Annotated in this window: 16 protein-coding genes; 9 read left to right on the top strand and 7 right to left on the bottom strand. The window is 44.4% G+C overall.

Annotated elements, in window-relative coordinates; all coding sequences use genetic code 11:
* Positions 1-208: 208 nt before the first annotated feature.
* Both QE417_RS09800 and QE417_RS09795 read right to left on the bottom strand, forming a co-directional pair.
* Positions 209-2,701, bottom strand: coding sequence for a M1 family aminopeptidase (locus QE417_RS09800; protein WP_376717523.1), 2,493 nt, complete (start codon positions 2,699-2,701; stop codon positions 209-211).
* Between the two features lie 110 nt (positions 2,702-2,811).
* On the bottom strand, positions 2,812-3,222 hold the full coding sequence (locus QE417_RS09795; RefSeq protein ID WP_311949581.1) for a BrxA/BrxB family bacilliredoxin: 411 nt from the start codon (positions 3,220-3,222) through the stop codon (positions 2,812-2,814).
* A 189-nt stretch (positions 3,223-3,411) separates the two neighbouring features.
* On the opposite strand from QE417_RS09795, the gene QE417_RS09790 reads away from it, so the two are divergent.
* Positions 3,412-4,299, top strand: coding sequence for a M23 family metallopeptidase (locus QE417_RS09790; RefSeq protein WP_311949580.1), 888 nt, complete (start codon positions 3,412-3,414; stop codon positions 4,297-4,299).
* 184 nt (positions 4,300-4,483) lie between these two features.
* Positions 4,484-5,800, top strand: a complete 1,317-nt coding sequence (ahcY, locus tag QE417_RS09785; RefSeq protein WP_311949579.1) for an adenosylhomocysteinase — start codon at positions 4,484-4,486, stop codon at positions 5,798-5,800.
* 165 nt (positions 5,801-5,965) lie between these two features.
* On the opposite strand, the gene QE417_RS09780 is transcribed toward ahcY, so the two are convergent.
* From QE417_RS09780 to QE417_RS09770, 3 genes are all read right to left on the bottom strand, one after another.
* A complete protein-coding gene (locus QE417_RS09780) occupies positions 5,966-6,241 on the bottom strand; it encodes a YbjQ family protein (protein WP_311949578.1) in 276 nt (91 codons plus the stop codon).
* A gap of 59 nt (positions 6,242-6,300) precedes the next feature.
* Entirely contained in the window at positions 6,301-7,029 is a 729-nt protein-coding gene (locus QE417_RS09775; protein WP_311949577.1) for an esterase family protein, read from the bottom strand.
* A gap of 80 nt (positions 7,030-7,109) precedes the next feature.
* Complete coding sequence (locus QE417_RS09770; protein WP_311949576.1) at positions 7,110-7,700, bottom strand: SGNH/GDSL hydrolase family protein; 591 nt, start codon at positions 7,698-7,700, stop codon at positions 7,110-7,112.
* Between the two features lie 109 nt (positions 7,701-7,809).
* On the opposite strand from QE417_RS09770, the gene QE417_RS09765 reads away from it, so the two are divergent.
* The 4 genes from QE417_RS09765 to QE417_RS09750 all read left to right on the top strand — a co-directional run bounded on the left by QE417_RS09765 (position 7,810) and on the right by QE417_RS09750 (position 13,082).
* On the top strand, positions 7,810-8,229 hold the full coding sequence (locus QE417_RS09765) for a DUF1801 domain-containing protein (protein WP_311949575.1): 420 nt from the start codon (positions 7,810-7,812) through the stop codon (positions 8,227-8,229).
* 119 nt (positions 8,230-8,348) lie between these two features.
* Entirely contained in the window at positions 8,349-11,513 is a 3,165-nt protein-coding gene (locus QE417_RS09760) for an ATP-dependent helicase (protein WP_311949574.1), read from the top strand.
* Between the two features lie 30 nt (positions 11,514-11,543).
* Positions 11,544-12,431, top strand: a complete 888-nt coding sequence (locus QE417_RS09755) for a type I restriction enzyme HsdR N-terminal domain-containing protein (RefSeq protein ID WP_311949573.1) — start codon at positions 11,544-11,546, stop codon at positions 12,429-12,431.
* A gap of 285 nt (positions 12,432-12,716) precedes the next feature.
* The gene (locus QE417_RS09750) at positions 12,717-13,082 is read left to right on the top strand and encodes a DUF1304 domain-containing protein (protein ID WP_311949572.1); all 366 of its coding nucleotides are present in this window, start codon (positions 12,717-12,719) and stop codon (positions 13,080-13,082) included.
* 541 nt (positions 13,083-13,623) lie between these two features.
* Here the strand turns inward: QE417_RS09750 and QE417_RS09745 are convergent.
* Positions 13,624-14,385: an AAA family ATPase gene (locus QE417_RS09745; RefSeq protein ID WP_311949571.1), complete on the bottom strand. Its 762-nt coding sequence runs from the start codon at positions 14,383-14,385 to the stop codon at positions 13,624-13,626.
* 162 nt (positions 14,386-14,547) lie between these two features.
* Between QE417_RS09745 and QE417_RS09740 the strand changes: the two genes are divergently transcribed.
* The gene (locus QE417_RS09740) at positions 14,548-14,853 is read left to right on the top strand and encodes a hypothetical protein (RefSeq protein ID WP_311947754.1); all 306 of its coding nucleotides are present in this window, start codon (positions 14,548-14,550) and stop codon (positions 14,851-14,853) included.
* Positions 14,854-14,855: 2 nt separating this feature from the next.
* Positions 14,856-15,728 carry an IS3 family transposase gene (locus QE417_RS09735; protein WP_311954588.1) on the top strand — a complete coding sequence of 291 codons (873 nt, stop codon included), beginning with the start codon at positions 14,856-14,858 and terminating at the stop codon, positions 15,726-15,728.
* Positions 15,729-15,942: 214 nt separating this feature from the next.
* Here the strand turns inward: QE417_RS09735 and QE417_RS09730 are convergent, their stop codons facing one another.
* Entirely contained in the window at positions 15,943-17,397 is a 1,455-nt protein-coding gene (locus QE417_RS09730; RefSeq protein ID WP_311949570.1) for a sialate O-acetylesterase, read from the bottom strand.
* A gap of 162 nt (positions 17,398-17,559) precedes the next feature.
* Here QE417_RS09730 and QE417_RS09725 point away from each other — a divergent pair, with 162 nt between their 5' ends.
* The gene (locus QE417_RS09725) at positions 17,560-18,909 is read left to right on the top strand and encodes a M28 family metallopeptidase (RefSeq protein ID WP_311949569.1); all 1,350 of its coding nucleotides are present in this window, start codon (positions 17,560-17,562) and stop codon (positions 18,907-18,909) included.
* The last annotated feature ends 122 nt before the right edge of the window (positions 18,910-19,031 follow it).

Here is a 19,031-nt window from a genome sequence, read left to right as displayed (position 1 = left end):
TCGTGGAGATGTTTTGTGCTTTTTCCAAACAAGTTTTTTCAAGATTTAGAACTATATAACAAGCATACCTTGTGCCTTGTTTGTAGCTAACGGGTTTTACTACTACTATTATACATTACCAACTGTTGCCGCAGCTTAAAGCTGCATTTTACTCAAACAAAAACGGCTGCCCGCAAAGGCAGCCGTTAATTTTAAGCCTTATTTATAATTATTGCAGGTCTTTAATTGCTGCATCAATAGCTTTAACCGATGCTGCATCGGCACTGCGTTGCGCTTTGATGCCTTCCAGTACTTTAATAAGTGCCGGGGTAATGCCATATTGTTTATAACGCACGCCGGTACTTCTTATTTGCTCAATACCTTGCTGGGCATACTCCGAGCTTTTTAAGCGGCCAATATAAGCAGCCACATTACGCATCGAACTGAATTTGCCTTGTACATCGGCATTTTCAAATTTATTAAGTACATATGGCCATTCGGCATCGGTGCCGTTGGTAGCATAGGTATTTAGGATGGTTTGAGCTAATTCGCCTTCGCTGTCTTTTTCTAACCCCTTAGCTAAGGCAAGGCTACCCGCAGGGTCAAGCTGGCTCATACCGTTAAGGGCTGCTGCCTGTACCGCGTATGATTGGCTGGTTAACGCTTGTTTAAATAAAGCTACATTACTTTGTGATTTTAAAGTAGCTAAGGCGTTTATAGCACCTGCTTTAACCAAATTATTGGCATCGCTTTTTGCCATGGTCTCCAACAGAGGAACTGCTGCTTTTTTAACGTCTTCGTTAGTAAGTTTAAGTGCTTTTAAAGCTTTAAGGCGCAGGCCATAATATTTATCTTTTAGCGCCGAGGTGATGATTTGGCGTGCAATATCGTTATTGGATTTTTGACCCTCGGCCCAGGTTAAGGCCTCATAGCGGTCTAAATAAAGCGGTGCATGTGCAGCCATGTAGGCAAATTCTTCGGGGGTATGGTTATCGGTCTTTTTAACCAACAGCATTTTATCACCGTCAACGTTTACCAAATCTGGCTTGGCATCAAGTTTAAATGTAAGTGTGTCGGTTTTGTCGCGCATCCATACCATTTGGCGTACTTTTTTGCCGCCTGTGTAAATGTCAACCGCCATTGGCAATATAAACGCATTATCGGTTTGGGTTTGCTGCAGGTAAACCGACTGGGTTTTGCTTTTGGCATCCCAGTTATAGGTAATATTTAACACCGGGTGACCGGCATTGTAATACCATTGATTAAAGAACCAGCTTAAATCTTTACCGCTGGCTTCTTCCAACGCTAAACGCAATTGTTGAGCTTCGCCGTTTTTAAAGGCATTTGTTTTAAGGTAGATGTTTAAGCCCTTGTAAAAAGCCTCGTTACCTAAAAAGTTGCGCAACATATATAATATTGAACCACCTTTTTGATAGGTAACTACGTCAAATACATCCTCTTTATCATTATAATGGAAACGCACCAGGTCTTTGGTTGCAGCATCGGCGCTGCCCAGATATTGCCTGCGGTCGCTGTTAATGTGGGCATCACCTTCATCTTTGCCGTGTTTGTATTCGGCCCAAAGGGTTTCGCTAAAATCGGCAAATGATTCGTTTACGGTTAGGTTGCTCCAGCTTTCGGCAGTTACGTAATCGCCAAACCATTGGTGGAATAGCTCGTGCACCACGGTGCTTTCACCCGGCGAAGTAGCGTAGTAGCGGTCTAAAAACTGGCGGGCAGTACCTTGTACGTAATCGCCATGCAGGGTGGCCGATGTGTTTTCCATTGCCCCGCTTACGTAATCGCGAACTACAATTTGCGAATACTTAGCCCAAGGGTAATCAACACCTAAAGTTTTTGAGTAAAACTCTATGGCTTCGGGTGTGTAGCCAAAAATAGTTTTAGCATATGGCGCATATTTAGGCTCGAGGTAATAGCTTACTTCTTTGCCTTTCCAGGTGTCTTTATAAATTTTAAAGTCACCAACCGCCATCATAAACAGGTATGGCGAGTGGGGCAGGTCTTGTTTCCAGTAATCGGTACGGGTGCCGTTACCGTTGTTTTTTTTCGAGATGAGCTTACCGTTCGACAGGGTTACGTACTTTGACGGCACGGTCATGTAAACCTCTTCGGTAGTTTTTTGATTGGGTTTGTCAATGGTTGGAAACCAGGCCGATGAACTTTCGGTTTCACCCTGGGTCCAAATTTGTACCGGCTTGGCTTTAACCGCGCTATCGGGGTTAATAAAATATAAACCCTTGGCATCGCTTATGGCCGCGCTGCCCACTGCTTTTAACTGGTCGGGTTTCGAGGTGTAATCTATATATATAGTATACTTATCGGTATTGCGGTAAACTTTATCCAACTTAATGGCCAGCGAGAGGCTATCATAAGTAAATTTAAGCGGGGTGTTTTTACCATTAACTACTACGGCAACCGTTTTAATATCCATACCCTTGGCATCAAGTCGTAAGGTATCGGTTGGGTATAGGTGTGGTTTTAAGGTTACCCACTCTTTGCCATACAAAAAGCGTTTTTTATAATCAAAACGTACATCAAGTTTGGTGTGAATAAGGTCGTTTACTTTTTCGGGGGTGGCGCGGTAGATCTTAAAGTTGGCCGATTCGGCTGCTTTCTCTTCGGTTTGTGCTAAGGCTTGCATGCTAATGGCTGCAAAGCAAAAACTTGCCAGCGCAAAAGCTAAAGGTTTGTTCAAAATCATATAATGGTTAACAGCGTAAAATTACTAAGCTGCAATATCCGCATTTTTAACCGAAAACAAAAAAATCCGGCTTTGTGGGCCGGATCTCTTCAATATGTTTTAAATGCAGGTTAGCAGTACTGGTCAAAAGCATCTATCAGGTTGTCGGCAATCATTTGTGCCGGGCGGCCTTCAATTTGGTGGCGCTCGATCATGTGAACCAATTTACCATCTTTAAACAAAGCCATTGCAGGCGATGATGGTGGGTAAGGTAGCATCAAACGACGGGCTTCGTCAACCGCTTCTTTTTCCATGCCTGCAAACACAGTAACCAATTTATCAGGGTGTTTGGCGTTTTGTGCGGCAAGTTTAGCGGCCGGACGCGCCATGGCAGCAGCGCAACCACAAACCGAATTTACCATTACAAATACGGTTCCTTCGCTTTCAATAGCTGTTTTTACTTCTTCGGCATCTTTCAACTCGGCAAAGCCGGCGTTGGTTAAATCAGCCCTCATCGGAGCTACTAAATATTCTGGATACATTGCGTTATATTTAATTTTGAGTTGCAAAAATATTAAAACCTGAACAAAATATTTGCACCTATCAAAATATTAACACTATCTTGACGTTTGATTTTAACCTTGAGCTGGCTAAGCATGTATAACATGCAAACCCACAAAAAGGTTTTAGGTCGAACCCCCAATTAATTAAAAAGTTAAGTAAGCTATTGAATGAACTTTAAACGTAATAATTTAAGCAGGGAGCGTGCTTTGAATAATCCCGGCTTGCGCGAACGTTTGGCACAAGTGAAGTCGCTCTATTTTACCCGAATAAAAACCATAACAGCGGTTTGCTTTTCGTTGATTGCCGTGTTAATGGTAACGGTGTTTCAGTTAAATAAAAAAGCATCTTTACAACAGGCCGAAAACAACCGTTTAGCCGCACAGGTAGAAGCCCTGCAAGATCAGTTGAGTGAGGGTTCGGAAAAGCTGGATCTTATATCGGCCTCCAACGATAGTACGAGCAACAAGGCGCTTACTTATATCGAAAGCATACAATCAAAACTCAGCAAAATAAACTCTTACCTGAGTAAAAGGGGGTTACGCAGCATTGCTTTTAAAGCCAATAAATCTTCATCATCAAAAGCCGACGATAAAGCTGCTCACGTTGATTTGTACAGTCGTTATAACCGTTATTTAGATAAACTGGTTGATAACATTGCGCAAATGCCTATGGGTTACCCACGGGTAGCCGGTTTAAGTTCGGTATTTGGTGGCCGCAGTAACCCGTTTGGTGGTGGCGGTGGTGAGTTTCACCCGGGGTTAGATTTTAAAGGCCGAATGGGCGACCCTGTAAAATGCACCGCAAGTGGCAGGGTTATATTTAGTGGCCGTGCTGGTGGTTATGGCAACTGCATCAAAATTCGTCACACCAATAACCTCGAAACCTGGTATGGCCACCTATCGCGTATTAACGTGCGTGAAGGACAAAGAGTTAATGTTGGCCAGTTAATTGGTAAAGTTGGTTCAACCGGCCGCTCAACCGGCCCGCATTTGCATTATGAGGTACGCAGAAATGGTAGGGCGGTTAACCCGAAACAGTACTTGAGCCTGAATTAAGAGAGAGTCAAGAATTAAGAGCCAAGAATCAAGAATGGACTTAAACGAAGCCTGCATTTATGTAGGCTTTGTTATTATATAAGCTTTTATCTGTATTCTTGATTCCGTACTCTTGCTTCTTAAAGTTTGCAACTTGTTTAACACCTCGTTATTAACTACTTTTGCATTTCAAAATAAATAAAGTATGTCATCAGTAGAGACCACTTACGTTAAATACAAAGTAAAAGATATGTCGCTGGCCGAATGGGGCCGCAAAGAAATAGAACTGGCCGAGGCCGAAATGCCGGGCTTAATGGCCTTACGTGCCGAGTTTGGCGCATCGCAGCCATTAGCAGGTGCCCGCATTGCCGGTTGTTTGCACATGACCATTCAAACCGCTGTGTTAATTGAAACACTGGTTGCTTTGGGTGCAGAGGTTACCTGGTCGTCATGTAATATATTTTCAACTCAGGATCATGCCGCTGCCGCTATTGCTGCTGCCGGTATATCTGTTTATGCCTGGAAAGGTTTAACCGAAGAAGAGTTTAACTGGTGTATTGAGCAAACCTTGTTTTTTGGCGAAGAGCGCAACCCGTTAAACATGATATTAGACGACGGTGGCGATTTAACCAACATGGTGTTAGACCAATACCCTGAGCTGGTTGCTGCCATCAAAGGTTTATCTGAAGAAACCACCACCGGTGTACACCGTTTATACGAGCGCGTAAAAAATGGTACCCTGCCTATGCCGGCTATCAATATTAACGATTCGGTTACCAAATCAAAATTCGATAACAAATACGGTTGCCGCGAATCGTTGGTTGACGCTATCCGTCGTGCAACCGATGTTATGATGGCTGGTAAAGTAGCAGTTGTTTGCGGTTATGGTGATGTGGGTAAAGGTTCGGCCGATTCATTGCGTAATGCAGGTGTTCGTGTTATTGTTACCGAAATTGATCCTATTTGTGCCCTGCAAGCTGCTATGGAAGGTTTTGAAGTTAAAAAACTGGGAACCGCTATTGACGAGGCTGATATTGTGGTTACTGCAACCGGTAACTGTAACATTGTACGCGAGCAACACTTCCGTGCGTTAAAAGACAAAGCCATTGTATGTAATATTGGCCATTTTGATAACGAAATTGACATGGCCTGGTTAAACGGCGCTTATGGCAATACCAAAATTGAAATTAAACCACAGGTTGATAAATACACCATTGACGGTAAAGACGTAATTGTACTGGCCGAAGGCCGTTTGGTAAACTTAGGTTGTGCAACCGGTCACCCAAGCTTTGTAATGTCAAACTCGTTTACCAACCAAACTTTGGCTCAGTTAGAGCTTTGGACAAACGCTGGTGCTTACGAAAACAAAGTGTACACCCTGCCTAAACACCTCGACGAAAAAGTTGCCCGCCTGCACTTAGCCAAAATTGGCGTAGAGCTGGAAGTACTTGACCAATACCAGGCCGAGTACATTGGCGTAACAGTTGATGGTCCGTTTAAACCGGAGTATTACAGATATTAATATTGAGTACTTAGCAGTAAGTGCAAAGAAGTATAAAGATAAAGGGCGTGGTTTTGATCACGCCCTTTTTGTATTCGGAATTTCAGTACCGGAAGTATTATCCAAAGATTAAGCATCCTTTTCTACCACAACAGCAGTACCATAAGCCAATACCTCGGTAATGCCCTACATTACTTCGTTAGCATCATAACGCATATTGATAATGGCATTAGCACCAATGGCCGATGCATGTTGTACAAGCAATTGGTATGCTTCTTCGCGGGTACGCTCGCACAATTCAACATAAATTGATAAGCGGCCACCAAAAAGCGATTGAAAGCCACCGGCGATGTTACCCAGGGCACTACGGCTGCGCACGGTTATACCGCGTACTACGCCCAAATGTTTAACAATTTTGTAACCCTCTAATGAAGTGCTGGTGGTGATAAGTGAAGTATCCATAATTTGTTTGTTTTATAGGTTGATACAGCTTTTAAATAATTTGTAAGGTAAACAATATTTTATAGGTACAGTTTTACCATTTGCCGCCAGTAGCGGGGTTTATGCGCATTGCCTTCCCAAATATAAAACTGGTGAGGTATGTTTTTCTCCCAAAGCTGTATGTCAAAAGCTTCATTGCCGGGGCAAAACGGATCGTCGCGGCCTATTACTATGGTTATATCCATCTGGCGCAAATTATCCAGCAAATCACCATCTTCCAAATTAGGGATATACTGCCGGGGCATGTTAAAGTAAATCTCTTCGTTGTGGAAACTGTCGAACAGATCGTCGTAATAGGGCAGGGCAATAGTAAGGTCGTACCGCCCGCTCATAGCTACCACTTTTTTAAATATATGCGGATGCCTGAAGGCTATATTAACCGAGTGATAAGCGCCCATGCTGCAACCTGCGCTTACCAGGTAATTGTTATTGTTGAGCTCCTTAATAAAGGGCACCACTTCTTTTAAAATATATTGCTCGTATTGCAGGTGCCTTGTTATGCGCGCCGCGGGCGGTTGGGCTTTGTTGTAAAAACTTTCGGCATCAATGCTATCTACACAAAAAACCTGCAGTTCGCCGGCTTCGATCTGGTCTTGCATGGCACCTATTACGCCCCAGTTTTCATAATCATAAAAGCGGGCCATACGTGTTGGAAAGAAAATAACGGCTCTGCCCGAATGGCCGAATACGAGCAGTTCCATATCTCGTTGCAATATCGGGCTAAACCATTTATGATATGCTCTTTCCATGGCGGGGGGTAACTTTTATTTATATTGTAGAAATATCCATACTCAATATTACCTGCATATCAACATCCTGTTAATCAATTTCAGGGGTGTATGGCGGTATTGATCACCTGTTTCCAAACTTCATACCCTTCAGGGCTTAAATGCAGGGCATCATTAACAAAAAACTGTTTTTGTGGTAAGCCATTGTTATCAAGCATGGCTTTAAAAATGTTAATGAAACGCCAGTTGTTTTGCTGCTTCACAATTTCGCTTTCAATTAAGTTGTTGGCGTACTTAAAGCTATCGGCAATTTGCCAGCGCGCCGGACTTGGCTTGAGCGACACATAATAACACGGGATATCGCCGAAATGCTCGTGCGCTTTTACCATTAATTGCTGAAAAAATATGAAAATCTCTTCGGGGTGGCGGCCATCTCCCAAATCATTGTCGCCCGCGTATACAATTAACCGCTTAGGGTTATAGGGCGTCATTATCCTGTCGAAAAACCAAACACAGGCGGCCAGTGTCGAACCGCCAAAACCCAGGTTAACGGGCTTTAAATGAGCAAAATCCTGATACAGGCTATCCCATAAACGTATGCTCGAACTGCCGTAAAATAGCGTTTCGGGTTCGTAGCTTAGTTTTAATCTGTCTCTCTCGAGGCGTTTAACCTCGTCTTCGTACCAATACATGGCGTAATGTTATAAAAATAGTATTAATTAATTGTAGTCAATGCTTTTTTAACGGTAATGTTCGACGTTTAATTATTTTTACAATAATTGCATTTTTTATCACAAAAACATGGCCAAGCCTAACCAAACCATTGAAAACCAAGCCAGCGTAACCGATTTTATCAATACCGTTGCCGACGAAACCAAACGTGCCGACAGTTTTAAGCTTATCGACCTGATGAGCAATGCAACCGGCCTGCCCGCCAAAATGTGGGGACCGGCCATTGTGGGTTTTGGCAGCTACCATTACAAGTACGAAAGCGGCCGCGAAGGAGACGCCCCACGGGTAGGCTTCTCGCCAAGGGCTAATGCACTTACGCTTTACCTGGCTATGGATTTTCCGCGTAAAGAACAACTGCTGGCCAAACTGGGTAAGCATAAAACAAGCGTGGCCTGCATCTACATAAAAAAGCTGGCCGATGTGGATTTGGAAGTATTAAAGGAGATGATCGCCGATTCGGTGAAGTATATGGGGGAGAAATATCTATAAACCCCACCCAACCCTCCCCGGGAGGGAGGGCTTTAAAATCATAAAAGGTATTTTTTTAAGTCTCCCCTCCCGGGGGAGATTTAGAGGGGGTTACAAAATTCCGTACCTTTACCCTTACCATGATACAGCCTTCTGCCGAACGTTATAATCAAAAATTTCAGGAAATTTTAACCAGGCTTAACCCCGAGCAGTTAGCCGCCGTAAACAAACTGGATGGCCCTGTGCTGGTAGTTGCCGGCCCCGGTACAGGCAAAACCCAGATACTGGCCGCGCGCATTGGCAAAATATTATTAGATACCGATGCCCAGCCTAACGAAATACTCTGTTTAACCTATACCGATGCCGGTGCAGTGGCCATGCGCAAGCGTTTGTTCGATTTTATTGGCCCCGATGCTTACCGCATTAACATATACACCTTCCATGCCTTTTGTAACGATATAATACAGGAAAACCTCGAACACTTTGGCAAACTGGGCCTCGAACCATTGACCGATTTAGATTCGGCCATGCTGTTCAGGGAACTGGTAGACAGTTTTGGCAAAGACCATTTGCTAAAGCGCTTTACAGGTGACATTTATTACGATGTGCCACGGCTTAAAAGCCTGTTTAGTACCATGAAACGGGAAAACTGGACACCAGCGTTTATTGAGCAGGCCGTAAAAGAGTACATCGACGATTTGCCCAACCGTGAAGAATTTACCTACAAACGCCCCAATGCCTCAAAAGGGATTAAAGTAGGTGATCCTAAAGAAAAAGACATTGCAGCCGCCAAAGAAAAAATGGATAAGCTGCTAAGCGCCGTAAACGAATTTGATAATTATGAAAACCGCCTCGACATAGCCAAACGCTACGATTACGACGACATGATTATGTGGGTGTTGCGTGCCTTTGCCAATAACGAAGATTTGCTGCGCCGTTACCAGGAACGTTACCAATATATTTTGGTTGATGAGTTTCAGGATACCAGCGGCTCGCAAAACGAGTTGTTAAAGTTTATGCTGAGCTACTGGGACACGCCCAACGTGTTTGTAGTGGGCGACGACGATCAGTCGATCTACCGTTTTCAGGGTGCCAACATGAAAAATATCCTCGATTTTGCGGGCGATTATGTGGATACCCTTAAAACCGTAGTACTCAAGCAAAACTATCGCTCTAACCAAACCATTCTGGATATTTCGAGGGCGTTGATCGGTAATAACAATGAGCGTTTAACCAGTCAGCTACGTTTAGATAAAAATTTGCAGGCCGCAAACTCGCGGTTCAGCCTCAAAACGGTTGAACCCATCATTAGCGAGTATGCCAACCCCGACCATGAGCTGGTTGATGTAGCCTACCAAATTGAAGACCTGGTACGCAGCGGCGTCGAGGCTAACGAAATTGCGGTTATCTACCGTAACCATAACCAGGTTGAGCAGCTTATACACTACCTCGATACCAAAAAGATAGCGGTTAACACCCGTCGTAAAATTGATATTTTTACCCTGCCCTTTGGCGAAAAGATCATCAATATACTCGAGTACCTGGCCATGGAAATTGATTCGCCTTACAGTGGCGATGAATTGCTGTTCGAGATCATGCACTATGATTTTTTCGACATTAAGCCTATTGAGATTGCCAAGGTTAGTATAGCTGTAGCGCAAGCTAATTACAAGGTACTGGCCGATGATCAAAAAACCTCCATACGCCGTTACTTAACCGAAATGCAGGGGCCAAGACAGGGTAACCTGTTTGATGTTGATAATAAAGAGCCTCTGCGCAATTTAGTTGCAGGTATTGAAGATTTGCTCAAAGTATCCATGAGTTTTACGGTGCAGGTTTTGTTTCAGCATATTATTACATCGCTGGGTATACTGCGGTATGTTATGCAGCAGCCCGATAAGGGCTGGCACATGGAGGTGCTCAACAGCCTGTTTAATTTTGTGCGCGATGAAGCCCGCAAAAATCCCGAGGGCAAGCTGAAGGACATCATCCTTACCATCGACCTCATGAAGCGCAACAACATCCGTTTGGAGTTAAACCAGGTTATACACGCCGATAATGGAGTGAACTTTGTTACCGCCCACGGCTCAAAAGGCCTGGAGTATGAGCACGTGTTTTTAATTGGCTGCAATAAACGTATATGGGATGCCAAGGGGCGCAACAACGGCTTTAGTTTCCCTGATACGTTGATGCAAGGCACTAACGACGAGGTTGCCCAGCAAGAAGAATCGCGCAGGTTGTTTTACGTGGCTATTACCCGCGCCAAGCAGTGCCTCAATATATCGTACACCGTAAAAGACCGTAACGATAAAGAGCAGGAAGCCTCGCAATTTGTAGGCGAAATTTTGGCCGCCACCCACCTGCGTGTGCAATACCCGCAGGTACACCCCGATGCGCTGATGAGCTACATGGCCACCCAGTTTAGCGAAGCCGATAAGCCGGTGGTGCAACTGTTAGACAAAAACTACATTGACCAGTTGCTGCAAAAGTATGTGCTGTCGGTTACGCATTTAAATGCTTATCTCGATTGTCCGCTGAAGTTTTATTTCCAAAACCTCATACGCGTACCGGCAGGTAAAAGTCCGGCTATGGCCTTTGGTTCGGCGGTGCATAATGCGTTGTATAAGGTGTTTGATAAGATGATTAAGAGTGAGGACAAGCTTTTTGCGGGCACTGATGATTTTATGCGCGAGTTCCGTTGGTTTATGATGCGTAGCCGTGACTCGTTTACCAAAGAAGATTTTAAACTGCGGATGGATTATGGCGACAAGATACTACCGGCGTACTACGAGCAAAACCTGCCCACCTGGAACAAGGTTGCCCTGGTAGAACTGCCCGTACGCAACATAGTAATAAACGGCGTGCCGGTAAAAGGCCATTTGGATAAGATAGAGTTTAACGGCAAACAAGCCACCATTGTTGATTACAAAACCGGCAAGTTAAAATACGCCAAAGAAAAGTTTATACGCCCCACCACCGATAACCCCAACGGCGGCGACTACTGGCGCCAGGCTGTTTTTTATAAAATGCTCATAGATGCCGACCGCCACAAAGATTGGGAGGTAACCGGCACCACCTTTGATTTTATTGAACCCATAAACGAGGGTGAGTACCACAAAGAAAAAATTGTGATTATACCCGGCGACGAAACCACCGTAACCCGCCAACTAACCGAAACCTACCAAAAAATTATGGCCCACGATTTTGCCACCGGCTGCGGCAAACCCGAATGTAGCTGGTGTCATTTTGTAAGGAGTAATTTTAAGCAGGCGGAGGGTGTGATGGATGGGAGTGAGGAGGAGTAACAGTTAAACTTTTTAGATTAGTATTTTTTGATGAAAGAAGAGAGACTTTTTAATGTTTTGAAAGAGTTTGATTTTAACCTTTTAAATGATCCTGAGTTTAAAGAAGATTCCGTACGTGAAGAAGTTGTGTTGCCTATTATTAAGGGTTTGGGATATTCAGCAGTCAAACCTTATCAAGTCATCAGAAGTAGAAACCTATTGCATCCATTTGTCTCAATAGGCTCAAAACGGAGGGATGTTTATATAACTCCTGATTATTTGTTTGAAGTAAATGATAAGCCAGCTTGGATATTAGATGCAAAATCTCCATCAGAATCTATTACTAAATCCCATCATGTTGAACAAGCTTACTCGTACGCAATTCATAATGAAGTAAGGGCTAATTATTTTTCCCTATGTAATGGTAGGGAGTTTGTTTTATACAATATACTGTATGTGAAACCCTTAATTCAATTTCCTGTTCAGGCAATTCCTTTGTATTGGGATAATTTGAAAAAGATATTAGCCCCACCGAATGTCTTTAATTTGAACAGTACCAAACTGGCAAAAGACTTAGGACTTCACTTGCAAAGATTAGGGTTCGACAAATTTGATAGTTTGTTTTTTCCAGATGTCCCGATAACGCAAATTGGACAATTGGACTCAAATATGTTTTCCTTTTCAAGTTCTGTAAAAATTGAAGAGACAAGTTACGTAGTCACTTTTGACTTTGATGAATTGGTGTTTAATCAACTTAAAGGTAAAATACCTCAAGAGGGAATAGAAAAGTTATCAGTAAGAGATAATAATAGTAGACAGGTAGTCTACTTTGGAGATGCGGCGTATAAAGTAACTATAGAATGTCAAATAGGGCAACAGTTGGAAGAAAATAACGATGAAATATTTCAGCCCTTAGTTATAAAAAGAATAATAAGTTAAAACCAACTGGCTATTCGAAGTTTATAACTTCGAATGTCTATGCCGGTAGTCTTCAGACTACCTTGCCGTTGGCAAATTCGTACCGCATAAATAATTTTGTCTCAGCAGGGTCTCTCGGAGAGGACCCTGCGACCGTGCTGCCGCAAGTTTGTAACTTGTGGCTTACGTGCTTGCAGGTTTCACCTGCCGGTTAAGCTAAAAGTTTAATCCTCTAATCACCGCAAGTTATGCTACGCTAAACTTGCGGTAGCGTGTTAAATTAAGCAACACAAAACCTTAATCTATATGAAAACACTTTCATCAATAATGGCAGGTTTGGTAGCCGTAGAGCATCTGTATATTTTATGGATAGAGATGTTTGCCTGGACTACCAAAGGCAAGGCCACCTTTACTTCTATACCACCCGATTTATTTGAAAAAACCAAAGTACTGGCCGCTAACCAGGGATTGTACAACGGATTTTTAGCGGCAGGTTTAATATGGTCGTTATTCATAGCTGATGTTCAATGGTCGGTCAACATTGCCTTATTCTTTTTATCGTGTGTAATTGTAGCCGCGGTTTACGGGGCTTTCACGGCATCGAAGTCTATCTTGCTTAAGCAGGGTGTTCCTGCCATTGTAGCTTTGTTGTTGGTGTTGTTAAATCTTTAAAAGAGTGTTGAAGAGGGCTTTTACATATTTACTGGTTGCCATAAACAACTTATTGGCCATTACTTGCAACAGCACGGCCTTTTTAAATGGCCCGTCATATGGCACCAATTACTTACTTAATTATGTAAAGCTGTTTGCTTTTGCCATTACTGTGAATGTTTTCTTTGCGGCAATAACCACCTTGTTGGGCTATCAAATTAAAACGCCCTTTAGTGAACAACGCGACAGAACAAGGTATATTTTTATACTACAATTTGGTTTCTTGATGATGGTGTTTTTAGCACTATTTACTTATAGGTATACTTTATAGGAAATAGCAAGATTTGTTTCAACATATCTTAAAGAAAAAGGCTGTTTTAGCGGCCGTCTCTACGTGCGACCCTATGTCTTTAGCAGGGTCTCTCGTAGAGGACCCTGCAATGTTGATTGCAGGTTTTTACACATGAACGCGGGGGTAGAAGCCCCTGCAATCCTTTAGCAGATTTTTGTACATAAACGCGGCGTAGGATCCTCTACGAGAGACCCTACTGCAACTTTTTATTCAATAGTCTTCGTTTAGTAATTGATCGATCATATTTTCGGTATCGCTCAAAAAACGTTTGTACGTATTAAATACCCCGGTTTGGTGGTAAGGCTTACGTTCAATACCGTCAGCACTAAACTCGTACACTATGGCATTAGGGTAGGCAATGAGTATGGGCGAGTGCGTGGCTATAATAAACTGCGACCGCTGCTCAATAAGCTGGTGCATACGTACCAGCATGGCCATTTGCCGGGTGGGCGATAGGGCCGCCTCGGGCTCATCGAGGATATACAGGCCGTTACCGCCAAAACGCTTCATAAATAAAGCCCAGAATGATTCGCCGTGCGATTGCTGATGTAAGGACTTGCCGCCATAGTTGTCAATTATTTTTGGCGGGGAGGCGCTACCTGGTTCATCAATATCCAGGTTTTCAATTTCGGTAGCCACGTTAAAAAAACTTTCGCCGCGCAAAAAGAAACCATCGGTATGCCGGTGCACACCACGCGATGTGCGCAGGTATTTGTACAATATGGAATGCGATGCAAAAGTATTGAAGTTAAAATTAAATGAGCCGCCCTCGGGGTTAAAGCCGCAAGCCACCGCAATAGCCTCGGTTAGTGTAGACTTGCCCGTGCCGTTTTCGCCCACAAAAAACGTTACCGATGGATGGATAGTCAGCTTATCTGTCTGGTTAAAAAACGGCAACGAGAAAGGATAAGCGCCTAATGGTGCCGATTCCTTTTTGAAATAAATCTCTTTAAGCTCCCCTCTCGAAATCATAACTTACTGTTGTAATATTCAAGTTTTCAAAACGCGGTTTATGGCTGATGTTTTCGCCGCACTATTTTAACAGTACTGACATGATCTTGTCAGTGTTCAAGGTGTTCAAATGCGTGACTTGTCCTGGCTAAGGTTTACACAATAAAAACAGAAAGTGTAACCATGAACAAGAGCCAGATAGCGAAGATCCTTCATGACCGGATCACGCACGGGCTAAGTTTTCGTAGCTTAGCCAAAAAGTATAGTACCTCTGCGGCTACTATCCATCGAATTGTGAAAAAAGAGCACCCCATTAAAAAAACCCAGGAAGAGCAGGACACGTCCATGCCTGATGATGTAGCACAGCTCAGAGAGCTGCTGCGCAAGGAGCGTTTAAGGAACGAACTGTTGAACAATATCATCGATATAGCAGATCAGGAGCTGGGCACTAACATCAGAAAAAAGTCTGGCATCAGGCGGTCGGAGTAAGTATAACGGCACATTCACGTGGCTTGCGTGAACTGTGCGGACTGCTTGGTTACAGCACACAAGCTTATTATCAGTATTTAAAAGCAACGGAACGTCGGAGCTTCGGCCAGGAAGAGCTCGTCCAGCAGGTACTGGCTTACCGCAGGGAGCAACCCCGTATAGGGACGAGGAAGCTGTTTTCACTGCTGCAGCCGGCTATAGGCCGTGATGCATTCTTTGTGTTGTTACGGGAAAGCGGGCTGCTGGTGCGGCAGAAGCGCCGTCATGCACGCACCACGTTTTCCTACCACCGCTTCAGGAAGTACCCGGACCTGGTAAAAGAGATGGTTATAGACCGTCCGGGCCAGCTTTGGGTGAGCGATATTACCTATATCCGCATGGGGGAAGGCTTTGCCTATCTGAGCCTGGTAACAGATGCTTACAGCCGAAAGGTCATTGGCTTTTCAATGAGCCATGACCTTTCTACGGACAATTGCCTGCAGGCTTTAAAGATGGCACTGAAGCAACGGGAAGGAAACCATCCCCTGGTGCATCATTCGGACCGGGGCATACAATACTGCAGCGGGGCATATACGGAGTTATTAAAGCAAAATGGGATCTCTATCAGCATGACGCAAAGTGGTAACCCGCGCGACAATGCCATTGCAGAACGGGTTAACGGGATCCTCAAGATGGAACTATTGCAGGAAAGATACGCAGATATCAGCAGTGCCAGGCAAAGCATCAGGCAGGCTGTTATTATCTATAATACCCTGCGCCCGCACAGTAGCCTGGATATGATGACACCTGAACAAGCCCACAGGCTGACAGGGCCGATCAAACGAAGGTGGCAGAATTACTACCCGGTAAAGCAACAGTATGCGGATGTTGTGTAAACTTATTTTAGTACGTACCTTTAAAGTGTAAATCAATAACAGTATTAACCACACAAAGTGTAAACTTTTTTCAGGACGGGTCAGCGTTTCAGGCGTTGCAAGTGCTCAACATGTTTCATGAAACACTAAATTGAACACCTCGGAAAAACCGGCACTTTTCGTGGAATTTCGCGGTTTTCAGAAGTAAAAACGGAAACGCAACGTTGGTTTTAGTTTACTTTTTATACTCCCATTTTAAGCCATCGGTACGGAAAGGCACGGCGGGCAAACCTGCACCGTTAACCAGGTTAGGCCGCGCAATTTCTGTCCATGCAAAGCGGGCAGTGGTTGGTTTGGCAACCTGCGGACTGGACAGTGTAATAGTATTGCCCGATATTTCGGCCTTTGCTTCCACGTAGTTCCCGTCGGCACCGGCTATGGTGAAAAAGTCGGGCGCTTTGCCATCGCTGGTTTTCAGGCCTGCGGCATCAGTAAATTTGAGCACTATCTTATTGTCGGTAACCTGCATGCTTTTATACATTGGTCCGCTGTAAGTGAGGTTTTTAACCCCATAATCTTTAGCCAAGGCCAGTAATGACAGCCGGCGTCCAATCTCCCACTTGTACGAAGGGTGGATATTGGGCAGGTCATCAACCAGATCGGTTATGGTAATTAATGCCGTATTGGGTATTTGGGTTGATTGCACTTGTTGCTCCCAAAACTCTGCCTCGGTTTGTGGGGTATGAGGGACTTTGTCTTTACGGCGGGTGTAATAATGCGGCGCAATTAATACCGAGTAAAATGGTGCTTTAGGCTGGTTCCATTGCTTGCGCCAGCCATCAACCAGGGCCTGCATTTTGTCGGCGTAACGCATACCCGGTTCATTCAGCATACAGTTCGATTCGCCCTGGTACCATAAAAAACCGTGCAGTGCAAACGGTGCAAGCGGTTCAATCATACTTTTATAATTTTTGCCCGGTTCCACTTCATCTATCATTAATGGTGTTTGTGCGGCTTCTTTGGCAAAAGCAGGCAAAACGGTATAGGCCGATGGTGCCGTCCACGGCTCAATACGGCTGCCGCCCCACGATGAACTGATGATGCCAATTGGTACATGTAGTTTAGCCTGCAGGTTTTTGGCAAAATAATACCCCGCGGCCGACATTTGGGCCAGTGCCTCGCCACCACATTCGTTCCAGCCGGTGGTGATAACATCGGGCAAGCTCAATTTCTTTTCAACCTTAAACAAACGTATTTGCGGGTTATTGGTGGTCAATTCCAGTTCGGCGCTGTCGATACCTTTGGCCGGTTTAGTATAATTTTTCATCAGGCGCATGGTGTATTCCATGTTCGATTGGCCCGAGCATAGCCAAACTTCACCTACTAAAATATTGGTAAGCTTGATGTTGGATGTGTCGGAAGATATGAGTAGATCCTGCGGTTTATCGTTTGCTTTTAAACTGCTTAAGGTAACCTTCCAGTAACCTGCGGTATCGGCAGTAGCTGTTTTGGTTTGACTGCCGAAGGTTACTTTCACGGTGCGTCCGGCTTTAGCCCAGCCCCAAACCGGTACGGGTTGTTTTTGCTGCAATACCATGTTGCTGGCAATAACTTTTGGCAATCGTATTTGTGCCGATGCGGTAACACAAATGAGTAACGTAATAAGAGCGAGCGTAAATTGCTTAATCATAGGTAAATGATGCTGGGTTTATTGGTGGTCTAAAATATCAAATATTGATTAACTTTATGTTAAGCCGCATATTTAAGAACATGTATTAAGGTAAAAATCTTGTTTCGCGGGCTAATCTGTTGCCTAATCCGTTATCTTGCTTGAGTAAACTCCAACTCCTCCATGAAACTCAAATTTTTACTCCCCTTTTTATTTGCCGTACCCGCTATGGCACAAACCACGGTAAAACAGGATGCCGCCATTAAGCAAATGGGCGATGAGGTATCGGCTCAAAACATTGAAGCCATTGTGCGCAAACTGGTGAGCTTTAAAACCCGCCATACCCTGAGCGATACCACCAGCAAAACAACCGGTATTGGCGCTGCCCGTAACTGGATAAAAGCCGAGTATGAGCGCTATGCCGCCGCATCGGGCGGACGCATGAAAGTGGAATTTGACACTTTTACCCAGCCCTCAGGAGGCCGAATTGGCAAGCCAACTGTGCTCAAAAATGTGCTGGCCACCCTAAAAGGCTCCGACCCTAGTGATACCCGTGTTTACATTGTTTCGGGGCACTATGATTCCAGAGTGAATAACGTGATGGACTCGGCCTCGGTGGCACCGGGTGCGGTTGATGATGCTTCGGGTACTGCGGTTTCGATGGAGATTGCACGTGTGATGGCTAAACGTTCATTCCCGGCTACAATAATTTTTATGGCGGTAGTAGGTGAGGAACAAGGCCTGAATGGCTCCACCAACGTAGCCAAACGTGCCCTTGCCGAAAAATGGAATATAGATGCTGTACTTAACAATGATATTGTAGGCAATACCTACGGCATGGATAATGGCATAAAAAATAATACTACTGTACGTGTATTTAGCGAGGGTGTACCATCCATTGCCGCTAAGGATGCTCGCATGATCACGTCGCTTATTAACAACGGCGGAGAAAACGACAGCCCTTCGCGCCTGTTGGCCCGTTATGTGAAAGAAGTAGGCGAACGTTATGTAGGCCATTTAGATGTGAAAATGGTTTATCGCCGCGACCGCTTTTTGCGTGGAGGAGACCAAACACCGTTCCTGCAAAACGGCTTCACCGCCGTACGCTTTACCGAAATGAATGAGGACTTTACCCGCCAGCACCAGGACATTCGCAAGGAAAAAGGTATAGACTACGGCGACCTACCCGATTTTGCCGATTACCCCTATATACAAAAAGTAGCGCGCATGAATCTTTCGGTATTGGCTAACCTGGCTTTGGCACCTGCTCAACCACAAAATGTAGGTGTAAGCACCAGCGGCCTCACCAATAAAACCACCCTCAAATGGGAAGAACCCAAAGCAGGAAAAAAACCGGCTGGTTATTACATCCTCATGCGCGAAACCATTAATCCGTACTGGGAACGCAAGATTTTTGTAACCGGTAATGAGTATACATCAGAATACTCAAAGGATAACTACTTTTTTGCCGTACAGGCGGTAGATGCCGATGGGCATGAAAGTTTGGCGGTTTACCCGAAACCGGTGAGGTAGGAAATAGATAATATGTCATTGCGAGCGTGGCGTAGCAATCTCTTCATGCAAAATTGAAACGCGAGGAGATTGCCACGTCGCCCCATCGCACATTGCTCCCTTCCGCTCCTCGCAATTACACG

Source organism: Mucilaginibacter terrae (genome assembly GCF_031951985.1).
Lineage (GTDB): Bacteria > Bacteroidota > Bacteroidia > Sphingobacteriales > Sphingobacteriaceae > Mucilaginibacter > Mucilaginibacter terrae_A.
This window is presented reverse-complemented; position numbering and strand designations above follow the sequence as displayed.

What these genes read in the sequence shown, in the direction of transcription:
- QE417_RS09750 (WP_311949572.1), top strand. Translation starts at nt 12,717, where the DNA reads ATGAAAACACTTTCATCAATAATGGCAGGTTTGGTAGCCGTAGAGCAT.
- QE417_RS09725 (WP_311949569.1), top strand. Translation starts at nt 17,560, where the DNA reads ATGAAACTCAAATTTTTACTCCCCTTTTTATTTGCCGTACCCGCTATG.
- QE417_RS09780 (WP_311949578.1), bottom strand. Translation starts at nt 6,241, where the DNA reads ATGGATACTTCACTTATCACCACCAGCACTTCATTAGAGGGTTACAAA.
- QE417_RS09775 (WP_311949577.1), bottom strand. Translation starts at nt 7,029, where the DNA reads ATGGAAAGAGCATATCATAAATGGTTTAGCCCGATATTGCAACGAGAT.
- QE417_RS09745 (WP_311949571.1), bottom strand. Translation starts at nt 14,385, where the DNA reads ATGATTTCGAGAGGGGAGCTTAAAGAGATTTATTTCAAAAAGGAATCG.
- QE417_RS09740 (WP_311947754.1), top strand. Translation starts at nt 14,548, where the DNA reads ATGAACAAGAGCCAGATAGCGAAGATCCTTCATGACCGGATCACGCAC.
- QE417_RS09795 (WP_311949581.1), bottom strand. Translation starts at nt 3,222, where the DNA reads ATGTATCCAGAATATTTAGTAGCTCCGATGAGGGCTGATTTAACCAAC.
- QE417_RS09800 (WP_376717523.1), bottom strand. Translation starts at nt 2,701, where the DNA reads ATGATTTTGAACAAACCTTTAGCTTTTGCGCTGGCAAGTTTTTGCTTT.
- QE417_RS09790 (WP_311949580.1), top strand. Translation starts at nt 3,412, where the DNA reads ATGAACTTTAAACGTAATAATTTAAGCAGGGAGCGTGCTTTGAATAAT.
- QE417_RS09730 (WP_311949570.1), bottom strand. Translation starts at nt 17,397, where the DNA reads ATGATTAAGCAATTTACGCTCGCTCTTATTACGTTACTCATTTGTGTT.
- QE417_RS09755 (WP_311949573.1), top strand. Translation starts at nt 11,544, where the DNA reads ATGAAAGAAGAGAGACTTTTTAATGTTTTGAAAGAGTTTGATTTTAAC.
- ahcY (WP_311949579.1), top strand. Translation starts at nt 4,484, where the DNA reads ATGTCATCAGTAGAGACCACTTACGTTAAATACAAAGTAAAAGATATG.
- QE417_RS09770 (WP_311949576.1), bottom strand. Translation starts at nt 7,700, where the DNA reads ATGTATTGGTACGAAGACGAGGTTAAACGCCTCGAGAGAGACAGATTA.
- QE417_RS09765 (WP_311949575.1), top strand. Translation starts at nt 7,810, where the DNA reads ATGGCCAAGCCTAACCAAACCATTGAAAACCAAGCCAGCGTAACCGAT.
- QE417_RS09760 (WP_311949574.1), top strand. Translation starts at nt 8,349, where the DNA reads ATGATACAGCCTTCTGCCGAACGTTATAATCAAAAATTTCAGGAAATT.